The organism is Rahnella sp. NRRL B-41462, from assembly GCF_003263525.1.
Classification (GTDB): domain Bacteria; phylum Pseudomonadota; class Gammaproteobacteria; order Enterobacterales; family Enterobacteriaceae; genus Rahnella; species Rahnella aceris.
Genome location: NZ_JYDF01000013.1, coordinates 1 through 17,456, shown reverse-complemented (window position 1 = coordinate 17,456; position 17,456 = coordinate 1). Strand labels below are relative to the sequence as shown.

At 54.1% G+C, this 17,456-nt stretch carries 21 protein-coding genes and 1 pseudogene; 14 read left to right on the top strand and 8 right to left on the bottom strand.

Going from position 1 to position 17,456, the window contains the following annotated elements:
• Window positions 1-317 precede the first annotated feature (317 nt).
• From UC14_RS04535 to UC14_RS04525, 3 genes are all read left to right on the top strand, one after another.
• Window positions 318-617 carry a helix-turn-helix transcriptional regulator gene (locus tag UC14_RS04535; RefSeq protein ID WP_112197298.1) on the top strand — a complete coding sequence of 100 codons (300 nt, stop codon included), beginning with the start codon at window positions 318-320 and terminating at the stop codon, window positions 615-617.
• A gap of 35 nt (window positions 618-652) precedes the next feature.
• Window positions 653-1,363 carry an arsenical resistance protein ArsH gene (gene arsH / locus UC14_RS04530; protein ID WP_112197316.1) on the top strand — a complete coding sequence of 237 codons (711 nt, stop codon included), beginning with the start codon at window positions 653-655 and terminating at the stop codon, window positions 1,361-1,363.
• A 137-nt stretch (window positions 1,364-1,500) separates the two neighbouring features.
• Window positions 1,501-2,682, top strand: coding sequence for an MFS transporter (locus UC14_RS04525; protein WP_112197297.1), 1,182 nt, complete (start codon window positions 1,501-1,503; stop codon window positions 2,680-2,682).
• Between the two features lie 66 nt (window positions 2,683-2,748).
• On the opposite strand, the gene UC14_RS04520 is transcribed toward UC14_RS04525, so the two are convergent.
• The 6 genes from UC14_RS04520 to UC14_RS04495 all read right to left on the bottom strand — a co-directional run bounded on the left by UC14_RS04520 (window position 2,749) and on the right by UC14_RS04495 (window position 7,757).
• Complete coding sequence (locus UC14_RS04520) at window positions 2,749-3,246, bottom strand: arsenate reductase ArsC (RefSeq protein WP_112197296.1); 498 nt, start codon at window positions 3,244-3,246, stop codon at window positions 2,749-2,751.
• A 66-nt stretch (window positions 3,247-3,312) separates the two neighbouring features.
• Window positions 3,313-3,741, bottom strand: coding sequence for a glutaredoxin-dependent arsenate reductase (arsC, locus tag UC14_RS04515; protein ID WP_112197295.1), 429 nt, complete (start codon window positions 3,739-3,741; stop codon window positions 3,313-3,315).
• Between the two features lie 64 nt (window positions 3,742-3,805).
• Window positions 3,806-5,095, bottom strand: coding sequence for an arsenic transporter (locus UC14_RS04510; protein WP_112197294.1), 1,290 nt, complete (start codon window positions 5,093-5,095; stop codon window positions 3,806-3,808).
• Window positions 5,096-5,142: 47 nt separating this feature from the next.
• Window positions 5,143-6,900, bottom strand: coding sequence for an arsenical pump-driving ATPase (gene arsA, locus UC14_RS04505; RefSeq protein ID WP_112197293.1), 1,758 nt, complete (start codon window positions 6,898-6,900; stop codon window positions 5,143-5,145).
• A gap of 29 nt (window positions 6,901-6,929) precedes the next feature.
• The gene (gene arsD, locus UC14_RS04500; protein WP_112197292.1) at window positions 6,930-7,295 is read right to left on the bottom strand and encodes an arsenite efflux transporter metallochaperone ArsD; all 366 of its coding nucleotides are present in this window, start codon (window positions 7,293-7,295) and stop codon (window positions 6,930-6,932) included.
• A gap of 108 nt (window positions 7,296-7,403) precedes the next feature.
• Window positions 7,404-7,757, bottom strand: a complete 354-nt coding sequence (locus UC14_RS04495; RefSeq protein WP_112197291.1) for a metalloregulator ArsR/SmtB family transcription factor — start codon at window positions 7,755-7,757, stop codon at window positions 7,404-7,406.
• Between the two features lie 91 nt (window positions 7,758-7,848).
• On the opposite strand from UC14_RS04495, the gene UC14_RS26685 reads away from it, so the two are divergent.
• Complete coding sequence (locus UC14_RS26685; RefSeq protein WP_157962072.1) at window positions 7,849-8,064, top strand: hypothetical protein; 216 nt, start codon at window positions 7,849-7,851, stop codon at window positions 8,062-8,064.
• A 185-nt stretch (window positions 8,065-8,249) separates the two neighbouring features.
• Here the strand turns inward: UC14_RS26685 and UC14_RS04490 are convergent, their stop codons facing one another.
• Entirely contained in the window at window positions 8,250-9,212 is a 963-nt protein-coding gene (locus UC14_RS04490; protein WP_112197290.1) for a transposase, read from the bottom strand.
• A gap of 393 nt (window positions 9,213-9,605) precedes the next feature.
• Between UC14_RS04490 and UC14_RS04480 the strand changes: the two are divergent.
• The 7 genes and pseudogenes from UC14_RS04480 to UC14_RS04450 all read left to right on the top strand — a co-directional run bounded on the left by UC14_RS04480 (window position 9,606) and on the right by UC14_RS04450 (window position 12,970).
• Window positions 9,606-10,111, top strand: a pseudogene (locus UC14_RS04480) (antirestriction protein ArdA).
• Window positions 10,112-10,152: 41 nt separating this feature from the next.
• Window positions 10,153-10,353 carry a hypothetical protein gene (locus tag UC14_RS04475; protein WP_112197289.1) on the top strand — a complete coding sequence of 67 codons (201 nt, stop codon included), beginning with the start codon at window positions 10,153-10,155 and terminating at the stop codon, window positions 10,351-10,353.
• Between the two features lie 817 nt (window positions 10,354-11,170).
• Complete coding sequence (locus UC14_RS04470; RefSeq protein WP_037035608.1) at window positions 11,171-11,413, top strand: DUF905 domain-containing protein; 243 nt, start codon at window positions 11,171-11,173, stop codon at window positions 11,411-11,413.
• A 2-nt stretch (window positions 11,414-11,415) separates the two neighbouring features.
• Window positions 11,416-11,721 (top strand): hypothetical protein, encoded by a 306-nt coding sequence (locus UC14_RS04465; RefSeq protein ID WP_112197288.1) that lies wholly within the window; start codon window positions 11,416-11,418, stop codon window positions 11,719-11,721.
• A 5-nt stretch (window positions 11,722-11,726) separates the two neighbouring features.
• Window positions 11,727-12,176: a hypothetical protein gene (locus tag UC14_RS04460; protein ID WP_224266916.1), complete on the top strand. Its 450-nt coding sequence runs from the start codon at window positions 11,727-11,729 to the stop codon at window positions 12,174-12,176.
• 94 nt (window positions 12,177-12,270) lie between these two features.
• The gene (locus UC14_RS04455; RefSeq protein ID WP_112197315.1) at window positions 12,271-12,567 is read left to right on the top strand and encodes a type II toxin-antitoxin system MqsR family toxin; all 297 of its coding nucleotides are present in this window, start codon (window positions 12,271-12,273) and stop codon (window positions 12,565-12,567) included.
• A 1-nt stretch (window position 12,568) separates the two neighbouring features.
• On the top strand, window positions 12,569-12,970 hold the full coding sequence (locus UC14_RS04450; protein ID WP_112197286.1) for a type II TA system antitoxin MqsA family protein: 402 nt from the start codon (window positions 12,569-12,571) through the stop codon (window positions 12,968-12,970).
• A gap of 375 nt (window positions 12,971-13,345) precedes the next feature.
• Here UC14_RS04450 and UC14_RS26680 read toward each other — a convergent pair whose 3' ends face one another.
• Window positions 13,346-13,489, bottom strand: a complete 144-nt coding sequence (locus UC14_RS26680) for a hypothetical protein (RefSeq protein WP_157962070.1) — start codon at window positions 13,487-13,489, stop codon at window positions 13,346-13,348.
• A 515-nt stretch (window positions 13,490-14,004) separates the two neighbouring features.
• Here UC14_RS26680 and UC14_RS04445 point away from each other — a divergent pair.
• The 3 genes from UC14_RS04445 to UC14_RS04435 are packed head-to-tail and all read left to right on the top strand — an operon-like array spanning window position 14,005 to window position 17,274.
• Window positions 14,005-16,056 carry a ParB/RepB/Spo0J family partition protein gene (locus UC14_RS04445; RefSeq protein WP_112197285.1) on the top strand — a complete coding sequence of 684 codons (2,052 nt, stop codon included), beginning with the start codon at window positions 14,005-14,007 and terminating at the stop codon, window positions 16,054-16,056.
• A gap of 40 nt (window positions 16,057-16,096) precedes the next feature.
• Entirely contained in the window at window positions 16,097-16,543 is a 447-nt protein-coding gene (locus tag UC14_RS04440; RefSeq protein ID WP_112197284.1) for a conjugation system SOS inhibitor PsiB family protein, read from the top strand.
• Window positions 16,540-17,274 (top strand): plasmid SOS inhibition protein A, encoded by a 735-nt coding sequence (locus UC14_RS04435; protein WP_112197283.1) that lies wholly within the window; start codon window positions 16,540-16,542, stop codon window positions 17,272-17,274. Before UC14_RS04440 ends, UC14_RS04435 begins: the two co-directional genes overlap by 4 nt.
• The last annotated feature ends 182 nt before the right edge of the window (window positions 17,275-17,456 follow it).

Here is a 17,456-nt window from a genome sequence, read left to right as displayed (position 1 = left end):
TTGCTGTCAGCGGCCTGATGCAGCAGGCGACCGGGATAACCGGTCGCCAAGAGTCCCCAAAAAAGGACGTCGTGAAACTCCGCTTTTTCAGGGTTACAGCCCTGCAGGTCTGTAACCCAGTAAAAAAACAGTATCTGGCAGCCCCGTGCTGCGACGGCTAACGCCGTGCCTTCACTGTAGACGGGCCGCTGCGGCTGCAAGCAACTGTCTTGAAGAATTAGTACGCTTTCGAATCCTTGCGAATTTTATTTAACTCGGAGGTGTTGCTTCTTCATATATTTCCATTATTCTAGAAATATAGAATTAAGGGGGTTGTAATGGAACTTAATGACGTCGCCAACGCGCTAAAAGAGCTTGGCCACCCAACACGTCTCACTGTGTATAAGTCGTTGGTGAAGTCGGGGCATGAGGGCCTGCCCGTGGGTGAGTTACAAAAACGCCTGGACATACCTGCCTCTACGCTCAGCCATCATGTCGCTGCCTTGGTTGCGGTGGGGCTGGTACGCCAAAACCGGCAGGGCAGAACGCTGTATTGCTTACCGCAGTATGAGGTTCTGAACGAAATTATGGCCTTCTTTATCGACGAATGCTGCGCCGAGAAGGACCAAACCTGTTGAAGACACTACAAAGAGAACGAAATATGTCTGATTCGATGAACGAACTTAGCAACATTCAGCCTGAAATATTCGATACCCACATCAGCACGGAAAGGCTCTCCCTGACTGCGTGCGGCCACGCCCCGCGAATTTTGATGCTTTACGGTTCAGTACGAGAACGGTCATACAGCCGGTTAGCTACAGAAGAGGCTGCCCGCCTGCTTACGGCGATGGGTGCCGAAGTGAAAATATTCAATCCTTCCGGACTGCCGCTCCCCGATGATGCGCCGGATACGCACCCAAAAGTCCTTGAACTGCGTGAGCTTGTGATGTGGTCAGAAGGTATGGTCTGGTGTTCACCTGAACGCCACGGTGCGATGACCGGCATCATGAAAGCCCAGATTGACTGGATCCCGCTATCGGTAGGCGCTGTTCGCCCATCTCAGGGGAAAACCCTTGCCATCATGCAGGTCAGCGGCGGTTCACAGTCGTTTAATGCCCTGAATCAGATGCGCATTCTTGGCCGATGGATGCGCATGATCACCATCCCGAATCAGTCCTCCGTCGCCAAGGCGTTTCTGGAGTTCGATGAAAACGGCAGGATGAAGCCTTCCGCTTATTACGACCGCATTGTCGACGTGATGGAAGAGCTAATGAAATTTACGTTGTTAACCCGTGGCAATGCTGAATACCTGGTTGACCGTTACAGCGAACGCAAAGAAAGTGCCGCCGAATTATCCGCCAGAGTTAACCAGAAAAGCATTTGAGAGCGTTAAATCCTGCATGCAGTGGCGCGGCTGTGTAGCACACGCAACCATAGCCGGATAAATGCCTCCGATGAGTTAAGTAGAGATGTAATAATTATCCTGTAATCTCCCGGTCTTTTCGCCAAGGAGCATTCCCGTTGGAAGAGGTCATTGTTAAGGGCAGGGTGACGTTATTCGTGGGGTTAACCCAGCTGATTAACTGGGGCATTACCTTTTACCTGCTGGGGGCATTTGGTCAGGCTATCGGCAGAGATCTGGGATGGACGCAGGTGATGACCTATTCCGGGCAGACACTGTCCATGGGCATAATGGGGCTCACCTCGCCATTTTCCGGCAGGATATTGAAACACCTGGGCGGAAAAAAGATGATGGCCAGCGGCATCGTGCTGAACGCCACCGGATGTCTTTTGTTAGCGGCCAGTCAGGGGCCCCTGAGCTACTGGGCAGCCTGGGTTATCATGGGCGCAGGGATGCGATTGTCTCTTTATGACGCCGCCTTCGCCGTTCTGGTGGATATCGCGGGTCCATCGGCACGAAAATCCATGACGCAGGTAACGCTGCTGGGCGGTCTTGCTTCCGTGGCCTTCTGGCCGGTAGGTGCGTGGCTCTTAACGGTGATGGGATGGCGTGCAGGTACGGTTTGCTATGGGCTGTTTGCGCTGATGAGCCTTCTCTTACTCCGTTGTCTGCCCGATAAAATGTCATCGCCACTGACTTCCGGTACCCAACCAACCCCGTCACCTTGTGGGTTAGTCGACGACAGTAACCGGTGGTCTGGCTGGATTTACGCCGCTCTGATGGCCTTGCTGAGCTTTTTATCCACGGGGATTTCCGCGCATCTCCCCGCCATGCTTGCAGGCTTCGGCGTACCGGTATTGATTGGCACACTCTGGGGCGTCGGTCAGGTCAGCGCCCGCCTGAACGACGTTTTTATGGGCGCAAAAGGCTCGCCGCTTGGGCTGAATATGCTGGTGGGGGGAATATTGCCATTCTGTTTTGTGATCAGTCTGTTCAGTTTCCACTCCACCGTAAGCGCTGCTCTCTTTGTATTAAGTTATGGTGCAGCCAACGGCCTGTCGACACTGGTTAGGGCTACTTTACCTCTCGTTATGTTCGATAAACATCAGTATGCAGACAAACTCGGTACACTGCTGATGCCAAGCTTTTTCCTTTCCGCTCTGGCACCGGCCATCTATGCCAGCCTGCTGGACGCCATGGGCATTTATGACACCTTGTTGTTTTCTCTGTCTGTGTCACTGATAATTACGGTCCTGAGTGTTGCTCTTTCGTTTAGGGAACGGTACAGGCAGGTAGCATGAGGGGGAGAAAGCCGGGGAGAACAGGGCGTGGGTCTCAGCAGACTGTCTCGCAAGCAATGCTGAGGATTAATCGTCGCTTCCCCATTGTCGAAGCTGGACCTGAAGAGACATGCGTTCAATTTTATCAACGGGCAGGCTGACGAACAGCCGCAGCCGTGTGGCTATTTGTTTCTCAACCTGGATAAAACCCCGAATCTTTTCCTCTTCAGTACCTTCAACAGCTGTGGGATCAGGAAATCCCCAGTGAGCCGTTATCGGCTGCCCCGGTATAGCCGGACAGCCTTCTCCGGCGGTTTTGTCGCAAAGCGTAAAGATAAAATCCATGTGCGGGGAATCACTGCCGGTAAAATGCTCTAACCCCTTGCTGTATAGCGATGACGTATCCATACCCTGCATGGTCAGCACCTCCAGCGTCAGCGGATGAGGTGCGTCCATCGGAGCGCTTCCTGCGCTGAACGCCTCAAATTTATCGCCGGCAATCTTATTGAGCAGAGCTTCGGCAAACAGGCTTCTGGCTGAGTTGCCCGAACACACGAACAGAACCCGATGTTTTTTCATAGCCATTCTTTAACCCCCCTTATGGAAGAGAGGCACCCCATCAAAGGGGGGGCCTCTCTGTTTCACTCTGGTTTATTTAGCAACCCGCTTTCCCTGGGCGTCGACTACGGCTTCACCGTCTTCTTTGGTGAAGGCACCCTGCTGCGCGTCCGGGAGAATATCCAGAACGACCTCCGACGGGCGACACAGTTTGGTGCCAAGCGGCGTGACGACAATAGGGCGGTTAATGAGAATGGGATATTGCAGCATATAGTCCACCAGTTGCTCATCGCTGAACGCATCTTCAGTCAGGCCCAGTTGTTCATAAGGTTCGACATTTTTTCTCAGCAGTGATCTCACTGAAATCCCCATGTCGCCAATCAGCTTTATCAGCTCATCGCGGCCCGGTGGCGTTTCAAGATAGTGAATAACGGTTGGCTCAACGCCGCTGTTCCGGATGAGTTCAAGCGTGTTGCGCGAGGTGCCGCAGGCAGGATTATGATAAATCGTGATAGAAGTCATAACGGTGCTCTCTTGTGAGTAAGGCCCGCCGTGACGTCACGGCAGGCGGGTAGCCAGGGATGAATTAATGGGCGAACGATAAGCGTAAGGCAAGGGCGGCCAGCGTCACAAACAGTACCGGGAGGGTCATGACAATCCCGACCCGGAAGTAATAGCCCCAGGTGATCTTGATGCCTTTCTGCGACAACACGTGGAGCCATAGCAGGGTCGCCAGGCTACCAATCGGGGTGATTTTTGGCCCCAAGTCACTGCCGATGACGTTGGCATAAATCATGGCCTCTTTGATCACACCCGCCGCGCTGCTGCCTTCAATGGACAGCGCGCCGATCAGTACCGTCGGCATGTTGTTCATGATGGAGGAGAGAAAGGCGGTCAGGAAGCCCGTGCCCAGGGTCGCCACCCACAGACCTTGCTCAGCAAAGCGGTCGAGGATCATTGACAGATAATCAGTCAGGCCTGCGTTGCGCAGGCCGTATACCACCAGGTACATACCCAGAGAGAAAATGACGATTTGCCACGGGGCGCCGCGCAGCACCTTGCCGGTGTTAATCGCATGACCGCGCTTTGCCACGATAAATAGAATAAGTGCACCCACCGCCGCGACGGCACTGACCGGCACGCCCAGCGGTTCCAGCCCAAAGAATCCTATCAATAGCAGCAGTAACACAAACCAGCCCGTTTTAAAGGTCAGAGGATCCTTGATGGCCTTGCGCGGCTCAGCCAATTTAGACACGTCGTAGGTGGCCGGAATGTCTTTACGGAAGAACAGGTGTAGCATCGCCAGCGTTGCCACGATGGCTGCAATGTCGACAGGTACCATGACCGAGGCATAGTCGTTGAACCCGATGTTGAAAAAGTCGGCGGAGACAATATTCACCAGGTTTGACACGATTAGCGGCAGGCTGGCAGTATCAGCGATGAATCCCGCTGCCATCACGAAGGCCAGCGTCGCGCCGCGGCTGAAGCCCAATGCCAGCAACATGGCAATCACTATCGGCGTGAGAATGAGCGCGGCCCCGTCGTTGGCAAAGAGCGCGGCAACGGAAGCGCCGAGCAGGACAATGTAAGTAAACAGCAAACGCCCCCGACCGTTACCCCACCGTGCGACGTGCAGCGCTGCCCACTCGAAGAAGCCTGACTCATCCAGCAGCAGGCTAATGATGATGACCGCGATAAAGGTGGCTGTCGCATTCCACACAATGTTCCACACGACGGGAATGTCGCCAACGTGGACCACGCCTGAAACCAAAGCCAGCGCGGCGCCGATAATGGCGCTCCAGCCGATACCCAGACCTTTAGGCTGCCAGATAACTAACACAATCGTCAGAACAAAAATCGCCCCTGCTAACCACATACTTTCTCTCCTGTTCAGACGGGTATACCCGCCCGTAATGCCGTTTATTATTGTTTTCCAGCGAGAATGCTAAGACGGTTAATGCCGACCGGCTCATCTTCCTGTAGCGGGATCAATGCCAGACGTATCGCAAGGCCTGACTGAACTTTCCTGATTTGCTCTATTTCATGTACCGCGCGTAATTTGAGTAACGGAGACGTCGTACGTGCTGCGGCGAGGCTGTTGTTGATAATCCACGCCCACGGCTCAATACCCGCACGGCGAAGATCCTCCTGTAAATTGGCTGCCTCCAGCACCGGTGTCGTTTCGGGTAGCGTCACCAGCAGCACTTTAGTGCGTTCCGCATCCTGTAACTGCATCATCGGCGTTAGATAATGGCCGTTTTCGCCCATGCGCTTCGCCACTTCACGATGATACGCACCGGTGGCATCAAGCAGCAGCAGCGTGTGGCCCGTCGGTGCGGTATCCATCACCACAAAGCGTTTGCCTGCTTCGCGTATGACGCGGGAAAATGCCTGAAACACGGCAATTTCTTCGGTACACGGCGAACGCAAGTCTTCCTGCAGCAGGGCTTTGCCCTGCGCGTCCAGGTCCTTGCCTTTTGTCGCTAACACCGTCTCGCGATAGCGCTCGGTTTCGGCCTGCGGATCAATCCTGCTGACCTGCAGATTTTTAAGCTGACCGTGCAGCGTGTTTTCCAGGTGTGCGGCCGGATCTGACGTGGTGAGGTGAACGTCCAGACCTCTTTCAGCAAGCCTGACCGCCAAGGCGGCGGCAAGCGTCGTTTTACCTACCCCCCCTTTTCCCATCAGCATGATCAGGCCGTGATCCTGGCGGGCGATGTCCTCAACCAGTGCATCGAGAGAGGGGATGTCCGGGACCGCTTCATCCTGCCGCACAGGTGTTGCACCCGCAGGGTTTTCTGTCTGGAAAAGGCCACGCAGCGCGTCAGGGCCCACCATGTTGACCGGCTGAAGCGCTAAGGTTTCGTGCGGTAAGGCCGCTAATGCTGGCGGAAGGCTTGCTAACACGCGCTGCTCGCGTTGATAGAGAGACCGGGCCAGCGCATCTCCCGTGGTTGCGCTTTCAGGCAGCACGCCGTTGATGACCAGGGTCTGATTCTCCAGCCCGACCTGATGAAGCTCATCATGCGTGCGGGCGACTTCAAGCAGGGTAGAGGCCTGAGGACGAGCTACCAGAATCAGACGAGTCTGGGCAGAGTCGGCCAGAACCGACAGGGCATGTGCATAACGCTCACGCTGTTTTTCCAGCCCGGCAAGGGGACCGAGACAGGAAGCCCCCTCCGGATTTTCTGCAATGAAACTGCTCCAGGCACCGGGCAGTTGCAGCAGCCGGATAGTGTGACCGGTGGGTGCCGTATCGAAAATGATATGGTCGTACTCCAGCAGCAGGGCGTCGTCCGTCAGTAAGCCGGTGAACTCATCAAAGGCGGCAATCTCCGTCGTACAGGCACCGGAGAGCTGTTCTTCAATACTGCGGACCACGTCGTCGGGAAGCACCCCCTTAACGGGATCGACGATGCGTGCGCGATAGAGCTGCGCGGCGGCTTGCGGGTCAATCTCAAGTGCAGTGAGGCCCGGTACGCTATGAATGTCGGTCAGTTGGTTACCAATGGTTTGACCAAAGACCTGCCCCACGTTTGACGCCGGGTCGGTGCTGACCAGCAAAACGCGTTTTCCCTGATCCGCTAGCGAAATGGCCGTCGCGCACGACAGGGAGGTTTTCCCGACTCCGCCTTTGCCGGTGAAAAAGAGAAACGTGGGGGGATTATTCATGAATTGCATGGAGGTATCCTTCTTCCGAATTAATGAGTTCAGCAGCAGTTCGTCTTGCCGCCGGAACAGCAACCTGATGACGCGGCTTGTTCACCCTCCAGGGCAAGGCCACACCATCGAGCTAGCTCCTGACGCGTCGGATAGCGGCCGGCCAGAGCAACGTTATTGTCGAGCAGAATCAACGGTAAAGACGAAGTCCCTGAATTCTCAAGAAAAGCTTTAACCTGAGTGTTATCTGCGAACGCCATAGGTTGCTGGGAAAGATTGAAGCGATTTACCGTGATACCTGCCTGTTTAAGCCAGTCGCAGTCCGCGGAAAAGTTGACCAGCACCTGATCAACTTCGCTGCCGCACACGCCCGTGTTACAGCACATTGCTGGATCAAAAACTGAAATGGTTTTCATGACCTTTCCTCTAAATGTCAGTTATTGAGTGCGATCAGCGTTGGCCGCACTTCCTATCGGCTGTTTTGAAGTTTAAATCTGGTTAATCGAATGTATTTTCGTCTGAGATTACAGACAGACGGCCTTGCCCCCGGTGGTGTTCTGCTTGCGGGTAATGCTTTTAACCTGCGCAGTGATTTTGTCCTGCTCGCTCAAAAAGGCCTGCTCAATTATGGCCGCTGCCCATGCAGGCATATGCGGAGACAGGCGGTAGTAAATCCATTTTCCGTCACGGCGATCCATGATGAGTCCGGTTTCTCTGAGCATGGCGAGGTGTCTTGAGATTTTTGGCTGTGACTCATTAAGCACTCCGATGATTTCACAGACGCACAGTTCCCCGGCTTCTCTGAGCAGCATGACGATCGACAAGCGTGTTTCATCGGACAGGTTTTTAAACAACAGAAGTGAAGACAGACTCTTCATAAGATCTCCTTTGTATGATGAGTCCATGGTAGGGCTTGCTCAAAAAATGTCAATTACATATTCGATATTACGAATGTGTTTGATTAGGGTTATGTCAATTGATGTGACAAGTCTGAGTGGTGGTATTACAGGAAGTAAGCATGAAACCGTTTATACAAAAGAGCGTGGAATAATATTGGGGAATGTTTTTTTAAAAGCAGGCGAAGTGAGCTTATATGAATTCGACGGGGTGGCTTCCGGGCAGTTGCAGTTGACAACATTTGCGAATGAATTGGGAACGCAACTATCCAGTTTTATGAAGAGTTGAGATAGCAGCTTAAACGCGGCAAATTTACCCTAAGTAAGAATATCAACGAATGCAACACTAAGAGCGCTGATACTCTTGACCATCATAGGGATCCTGGTCATGGCCCTTGTTCTGGTGATGGTGTACACGCCGTTATAAAGAACGGTCTCTGATTCTTTGAGTATAACTAATCCTTTTAAACTTCATTAGCCGGGCAAATGCTTCGGATCCCATGTCTTAGAATTTTTCACTATTGCATTCAATATGGTCACCAGTTTCCGCATGCAGGCGACAAGTGCGAGCTTTTTTGGTTTCCCTGCAGCAAGTAATCGTTGATAGAACTCTTTAATTGCAGGATTGAACTGCGTGGCTACAAGAGCCGCCATATAAAGCGTTGCTCGGACACCAGCCCTGCCACCAAACGTGGTTCGTCTACCTCGCATTTTTCCTGAGTCTCTGTTCAGGGGGGCAACGCCCGTCAGTGCGCTAATCTCCCGTCGATTGAGTTTCCCCAACTCCGGCAGTTCAGCAATCAGAGATGCGACAGTGACCTCACCAACGCCTTTTACGCTCCCAATCAACTCGGCCTGTTTCATGAAAAATACTTTTACGTGTTGCTTCATCTCGTTATTGATGCGGTCGAGCTCGCTTTCAAGTGAGTCAATAATGTTATCGATACTCTTACGACTCTGTGGGTGAGAGGGGTAGCGACGATTACGCTCGGCGACCAGCATGTGATTCAATTGGCGACGACGGACAACCATAGCGGTGAGTACGGCACGAGCTTCGTCCGGTAGTACACGGATATACCGACTGCGGTCAGGATGGCGATCAATAACCTGTGCCAATTGTGCCAGCATGGCGGCATCAAGTTTATCCGTTTTTGCCAGATATCCCATTGAGCGGGCGAAATCCCGAGCCTGACGTGGATTGATAGCAACAATGTCATAACCTGCGGCCTGTAAGCTACAGGCGACAGATGCCTCCAGCCCTCCGGTCGCCTCCATCAGTATCAATGAGATCCTCGCTTCTTTCAGCGCTTTCAGGATTGCCATGAATCCGTCCTCATCATTACTGGTTGAAAAGGCTGAGAACTCTCCGGTGCCTGCGATGTCCAGCGACAGCTTAGCAATATCGATACCTACGCATTGTTGATTTAGCTGACTCATGTTACCCCTCCTTACGATACGAATTTGATTTCACACAACTGTACGGGCTACTGATGAGTAGCTCAGTTCATGCGCAAACCGCTTGCAGACGGGCTGATTGCCCTCGGGTACGCTCGTGCTGCATGAACCTCGCCAAATCTGACACTACCAAGTTTATGTCATCTTCAAGATATAAGGGTTCGCTTCGCCGCTATCCTCACCCGTTCGCACTCATACACTCGGCAGTCTTCCCGTCGCGTGCTCGTTCAATATTCACTCGCCCGCCGTTCAGCCTGCCTCCTTCCTTCGTTTGCGCTGCGGCCTCCGGTAGCGCCCCTGCATCCTCCGCTTTCCGCCCGTCTGTCGTGTCGGCACGGCGTAAGCCGGAACTGTGATCCCTCAACCAGCGGAGAAATGCATATGAGCACAACTACACCAGCCGTATACGTCGGTACGTACCACAAATACAACTGCGGCAGCATCGCCGGCAAATGGTTCGATCTGACCGAGTTTGATGACGAGCAAGATTTCTTTGCAGCATGCAGCGAGCTTCACGCTGATGAAGAAGACCCGGAGCTGATGTTTCAGGACTGGGAAGGGATCCCGTCGGACTGGCGTCCGAAAGTCATGTGAACTGGGCATTTATAGATGCCTACCGGCAGGCGAAGGAGGAGGGGCAGGGGGAGGCATTTGTGGAATGGGCGGAATATTTTAACGCCTTTGATTATGACGCGTTTCAGGAAGCGTATCAGGGGGAGGCAGAAAGTGAGGAAGACTACGCGCGCAATTTTGCCGATGAAACCGGTTTACTCAGTGATATGCCGGACTCATTGCAGAGTTATTTCGATTATGAAGCGTATGGGCGCGACATGTTCATGAACGGGCTGGTTTTAGTGAACGGCTACGTATTTTCTGAATGACACACTCACCGGCAGGGGGAACCCTGCCGTAAGGATAAAAAATGAAACTGACACCTGATACCCGCGAAACGCTGCAGCACTATAAATTGTTGATTAACGCGTACCGCCGCGAGGCCGGATTATCCCCGCTCAATACGACACAGATTATGGACGATATTTGTTTTTATCTTAAATGTCAGAACGCGGTCTATCTCGGCGGTGCCTTTATTCAGCAGGCTGGGATCAAAAAACTCGATAAGTAAGCGGTAAGAAACGGGCGGGGAGCCGCCTGTTATCGCGCGAAAACCCCTTTCAGGCTTCGCCTGGCGATAGCAGACCGCTCCGCGCCTTCGGCGCCGCCCGTCTCCGCTATCGCTATAATCGATTGGCAGAAAAACAATGTCCTGTCGTCGGCCGGTCAAATCATTCAGTGAACGCCAATATCTTGCATGCGGCTTCGGTGCCGGTTTTTCGTTGTCCGAACTTCTCGATGCGGATGAAAGACATGACTCAAAATCCTACCCCGGCCCCCTTCGGCTCCCGACCTGCGGCCGGTCGTCGAGCCCGACTGCGCTAACCGGCTGCGCAGGTAAGCTCCGCGTAACCCCTTTTGGGTTACGGCCTGACGGCTAGGGTCTGAGGGAGCACGTCAACACCTGCAGCTGGCTCACGCCAGCGCGCTAACCGTACCGGCGAGAGTTCCGCCGGCACTTTTCGGCGCACCCCCGTTTCGCTGTCGCGCTCCGGCGTTGCGGCGGATCCCCGCTCATTGGTACTCCGGCACCCTCTTTCCGTTTAAGTCCCTTTGCCTGGGCTGATACCGACACAGTCCTCCTCGCTGTCCAGGGTAAATACACTCACTGAGAATTTTTCTCGGCCACTACGTTAGTCCTCCAAAAATTATCCGCTCGCCCTGGTCATCTTCGTCAGCCGGTGTCGTTTACGCCCTTGCGGCGAGGGGTCTCAAACGGGTGATGGCATACCAGAAGGGACCAAACAGCAGGTTCCCGCAAACGTCAAAACCGCGACAAGAGAAACTCAACGGGTGATGTGTGTAACCCAAACGAAAAGGAAAGGCTTATGTGCGATCAGGAATGTGTATTACCGGAGGAGGGTAAGTTTACCCGCGAACAGGCAACCGCCGTCGCGTCTCAGTACAGCAACGTGGCGATTGAAGACGATAACGGGAAGGAATTTCGTCTCGTCGTGCGTAAGGATGGTGAGATGGTGTGGCGTGGGTGGAATTTCGAGGCCGGTGCAGGATTTTGGCTTAACCGTTATATAAAAAACTACGGCGTGAAAAACCAGACGGCGGGGAATTAATCATGAATACACCGGTAAATTCTGACCAAAATATCAGCGCTAAGGCCCCCGCTGCGGGGGCCGCAACCTTTACTCCCGCGCAGCTTGGCGATCTGGCTAATTACATCCTCTGCTACGGGGCATTCTTACAAAAATTCGAGCCGCGACTTTTACCTGCGGGCGCGCAGGCCGAGATGTACAGGTGCGAAGAATCTCTTTCTTGGATTCTGGTGTGGTTTGTTAACGGACGACCGGTGATGGCCTGTGATTATTTTGACCATTTTACCTATGTCCTCGACCGCACGTTGTTAGCAGAGGCCGGACAGTGAACGCAATGAACGTGGTTCCCCTCGGCGTGGTGAACGTGGCGTATTACAGCAACCATGCGGCGCAGTACCTGCAAAACCTGCTTAAGACCGTTGAGGCATTGCCATTTTTACAGGAGGTGATCGACGAGTTATCCGCCGACCCCACCGTTGGCTGGAATTGCCAGACCAATTCGGTGTTAGGCGATGACCATATTCATTCCATCGAGCTGGAGATCGCCCCCATCTACGATGACGGCGAGTATGTAGAAACATTCACGTTTGAAGACAGCGTATCAGAACCTGACCGTGTGCATGCATTTTCGCTATATTCCCGCATTGCCGAGTCGTCAGATTTTGCGGGCGTGCAGCCACTGCATGATGCCGAATCACTCGCAGAATGCGAGATGATGGCTTTGTTAGCCGTGCGGCGTATAAATGAAATGAAGGCGAACCACGTCGAACCACGCTGGGGATAGCGTCACCTAAAACTAACCTCAAAGGTTATATTTGTGGTCTAAACTAACCTTTGAGGTTATAATTACGTCTCAAAAACCAATAATCCGAGTGAACATGGAAAAGAAAACTCCACATACGCGCCTTCATATCGTTCAGGGACTTGTTGCAGCAGGAAAGGTGAAAGCCACCAATACGGCGCTCAACGGCGCGGATGATTTAGGGCTGACATTTGATGATATGTGCAGTGCGATCCTGGGATTAACGGCAGCTGATTTTTTTAAAAGTATGACCACCTATAATGATCATACTGTCTGGCAGGACGTATACCGCCCGAAGTTGTCGTGTGGTGACGTATATCTAAAACTAACGGTCAGTAACGGTGTTTTGATCGTCTCATTCAAGGAGAAGTAATATGAAATGTTCCGTTTGTGGCGGTGCAGAACTTGAGTTTGGTATCAAAAAAGTCCCTTACTCATTCCGTGGCCGTAAAACACTCATCGAGGCAGAAGGTGACCACTGTCCGGCGTGTGGTGAAGTCGTGATGGATCGTGAGCAGTCTATGGCCTACATGGCAAAGGTGAAGTCATTTAAGGCCAAAGTCATCGCGGAAACCATCGAACCTGAGTACATCATTCAGGTGCGTAAAAAACTTGAACTCACGCAGAAAGAGGCCAGCGAGATTTTTGGCGGGGGCGTGAATGCCTTTTCGCGTTATGAAAAGGGAAAGGCACAGCCACACCCTTCGATCATCAAACTCCTGCGCGTACTCGATCACCATCCCGAGTTATTGGATGAAGTGCGCAAACAGGCATAAGTGGGCAGGGGGGCGCTCCCTGACTTTTGCCGCGCTTAAAACACCCCCAGCGGGCTACGCCCGCCAGTCCCTAAGACAGGGGGCGGCTTCGCCGCCCCTCTTCTCCGGTATGTGTCGGGGGCTTGTCTCTCTCTTCCCTTACCTTACCGTCTCTTCCTCTCCGGGTATTTTATATTCTTCGTTGTGCAGCTGCTGTGCGTCATTCTGTTGTTGTTATCACTCTCCGAACGTCTCCTGATCATTTTCTCCAAGACAAATTCCCCCCAGAGCATGGCCCCCTTCGGCTCCCGACCTGCGGCCGGTCGTCGAGCCCGACTGCGCTAACCGGCAAGCCGGTAAGCTTCGCGGAATCCCTCCGGGGTTCCGGCCTGACGGCTAGGGTCTGATGGCAACAGCCAGGTCAACACCCGCAGCCGGCTTCGCCGCCGCACAGACACTGGCCGGTAAACCGACCGCTAAGGTCGCCGCCTCGTTCCTCGCCGTCGGGTGTGTGCATTCTACCAGTTTCAGGTTTTCCATCTCACGTTAAGCCCTTACGCGGAGGGCTGGGTGTAGCACCGTCACCCGCGTTAACGCAAGAGTGAAATGCACGCCTGCGGCGCCCTTGCGTTCCCCCGCGCGCCGTTGCTACTTCGCCCTTTGCCGCGAAAGAACTCACCGAGAGATGACATTTAAACCAGAGGGGAAGACCAGCATGCACACACAAAACGTCAAGACCGCCGCTCACGAATCTTCCGAAAGATGGGGGACGAAAACCGTTCTCCATCTTATTGACCGAGGCCATTACAACGTGGCCTGTGCGCAGGAAGCTCACGCGCATGATGGTGAAAATTTTACGCGGCGGGATGCGTATTCCTATTTTATCCGGGGAACAGGGGAAGCACTGGTCAGCGTGATCCGCACATCGCTCAGAAAAGGGAGGCGGTCTGAATCGCGGGGAACCCGACGTGTGAGAAAGCAATAAGGCAGTAAGAAGAGGTGCCGGACGGGGAAAACGTCCGGCAGACATAAATCAACACTTGAGGTATTTCACTATGTCAGTAACCGAGTCTAAAGCAGTATCTATAACCCGTAAAGCGGCAAAAAATCCTAAAAGCTCCGCGCAGAGCGCCGCCGTGGAGCAGGCACTGGCAAATACGCCGGTCGAGATGGTGCCCCTGAGCCAGCTGGCACTGTCACCGCTGAATGTGCGTAAAGTATCCCCCGATCCGGTGAAATTGCAGGAACTGGCAGACAGCATTCGCGCCGTGGGCGTGTTGCAGAACCTGATCGTACATCTGTTGCCGGATGGCCTGCTGGGCACTGCCGCCGGTGGCCGCCGTTTTCGTGCCCTGAACATCCTGCTAAATGGCGGGATGATCACCGCAGATTACGCGGTGCCGGTGAAGACCGTCAGCGAAGAGATGGCAAAAATCGTCTCCGCAACGGAGAACTTTCAGCATGAAGAGATGCACCCTGCCGACCAGATTGCGGTGTTTGGTGAAATGAGCCGCGAAGGGAAAACGGCGGCACAAATCGCGGGTGTATTGGGTTACAGCACTAAACACGTTCAGAAATTCCTGCGGCTGGCAGGTATGGCACCGGCGTTGCTTGCGGCGCTGGCCGAAGACAAGCTCAACGTTGACCAGCTGCAGGCCCTGTCGGCCAGCGAAGATCAGGAACGCCAGCTGAACGTCTGGGAAAATGCCTACGGCTATTACCGCAACCCGAGAGAACTGCGGGAAGCGGTGCTGAAGGGCGAGGTGCCCGCTGAAGGCAACCGCCTGCTCGGCTTTGTCGGACGTGAAGCTTACGAACAGGCAGGCGGCGGGTTCCGCTACGATTTGTTCTCTGATGAAGGCTTTATCGGCGATACCGTGCTGCTTCACACCGTCGCCCGTCAGAAATTGGCTGATATTGCCGCCGGCATTGCGCAGGCCGAAGGCTGGTCATGGTCGGAAGGACGCACCGAGGGGGTGAGCACCTACGGTGAAGATGCCGAGCGTTATCTGTTACTCAAACAGCCTGCCGGTGAACTGACTCCCGAGGAACGTGCGCGGTTTGATGCCCTCGATAAGCAGCTGGAAACGCTGTCTGAGCAGGATGATGACGAAGACGCAGACCATGACGCACTGGAACTGGCTGCAGATGCCTGTCAGGCCGAAATGGACGCCATCGAAGCCGCCGCAAACATCCGGGCATGGGATGCCGATGTTCGTGCCCACGGCGGCGGCGTGGTGGTGTCACTGTTGCACGGGGCGATTTCTGTCCGTCGCGGCGTGATGCTGCGCAGCGACCTGCCGGAAACTGCCGCAGATGATAAAACCCGTGTGAGTCAGCACCTCAGCAGTATCCGCACGGAAGATACCATCGCAACCCCTGAAGCCAAACCGCTGAGCGCCGCACTGATCAAAAGCCTGTCCAGCGAGCGCACCTTAGCCGTACAGGCGGCACTGGCGGCACAGCCGCAAATGGCACTGGTGATTTTTGTGCACGATTGCCTGAAATCCACCTTCAATTACCACTCCTTTGTGGCATCGACCCTTAAGGTGTCACTGCATGCCCACACCGGCAACCTGCTCGACAATGCCCCGACGGCAAACGACGGGCTGGCAATGCAACATCTGAACGCCATGCACGACGCGTGGCAGGCACAGCTGCCGGACAACTGGCACGAAAGCTGGGACTGGTTACTTGCGTGGGATACGCAGCAGCTGATTTCTGTCATGGGCTACTGCCTTGCCAAGACGCTGAACGGGGCATCAGAACGCCTGAGCCACAAAGACAGCAAGGCAGGAAAAGAACTCGAGCCGGTGGAGGCGATGCTGGGCTTCACGCTGCGCGACTGGTGGCTGCCGACAAAAGCTAATTTCTTCGGGCGTATCAGCAAAGAGCAGATTTCTGACAGCCTGTCGCAGGCCGGTCTGGACGGGGCAGCGCGCGACGTCCTCAAAATGAAAAAAGCCGAGGCAGCAGAACTGGCTGAAGAGAAAATTACACTGACCGGCTGGGTGCCTGATTGCCTGATAGCTGTCTGTGAAGAGACTGTGCAGGCGGACGCTGGCACGGATACCGAAACCGAAATCGTCGCAAACATTGCCGCCTGATAAGGAGAAGCCGCTCCGTTAAGGGGCGGCATATAACGCCATGAAAAACAATCAATCTCATTTTCTTGCCAATATTCTCGGTTGCCAACCGGCGGGGGCTGAAATGCCTCTTGAACTGCGTGGCAACGTGCGTCAGATGTTTACAGATTCTGTCCTGCAAAACGTTGATCTGCCCGCTGCATGGTCAGTTGATGTGCCTGCGCCCTGTGAAGAGGGTTTTCTTTCGACCTGTTGCGTGCTGACGGCCGCATCCGGTATCCGGCTTATCTTCGGTCATGGTGGAAGGGATGCCCCCTTCTGGTCGTTGGGACTTTTATTTGACGGCGACCAGTCGGTCGCGTGGCTGTTCGTTTCTGAGGTTATCGATAACGCGGCGATCTCAGCTATTGAGCGCGAAATTGAGCGCATCGATGAGTATGTTCATGCGGGATACACCGGTGCGGACAGACTGGCGACAGCGTTACGGTTTACAGGGGTGGCAGTATGATCCCTCACTCACATGCATTAGTCCCTTTACAGCCTCAGCGGCGGGCTGCCATGCAGGCCATCGGTTATGTTGAAAGTCGCAGTGAGACGGCACACAGGCAGGGGAGATATCCCTATGCCCATGCCTTTTTCAGATTTATGGGCAAGCTGACCATTGGCTTAAACGACATTCGGATGCTCGATGGTACTTTTGACCCCAGCCAGCGGGGGCGTCCGGGTAAGGAGCGATATATTGCTGCCCTTGATATGCTCATTTCGACGCGGGGCGCATCCTGTCCTTCCCCACTGTCGGGGTGGGTGGGCAGCAGCCTGTTCCCTGAAGTTGAAAGCAGGGAACGGCAGCGGGGGGAACAGCGTGCCAGTCTGAAGGCTAATCGCAGGCGAAATGTTGAAGCGAAAGCAGAGGAACAGAAGCGGCGACGTTATGAAAGCCTGCTGGGACAGGCTGAAATCGAACTGGCGTTTTGTTCCCCAAGCACGATCAGACCGTGGTACGACACATGGACGCGCAAAGACTTACGCCTCCACGATCTGGGTGAACTGGTTTACGCGTGGATTGCACGGTTTCCCAGCCTCGGACACTTTGACCGCTACTTTCTGCGTTATGAGCCTCTGTGGGTAGTGATGTTGGAGGTAAATCGGCACGCTGACGATCAAAGCGAATTTGAGGCATACCTGGATCGCCTGATGCTGCCAAATCGCCTGTCTGACCTGGAAAACACACACCCATAACTGCCGGGCTGCTGCGGCTACGCCGCGGCGGCCAGTAGGACTGTCAGGTCTGTTTTGGGGACTTGCCTCTTTCTTTCCTTCCGTTCTCTTTCTCTCCTGGCTTTTACTCTCCTTTCTCTGCCTGGTCATTGCTGTCCGGTCTTTCTTTTTCACAACAAACCACCACGGCCGGAACATGGCCC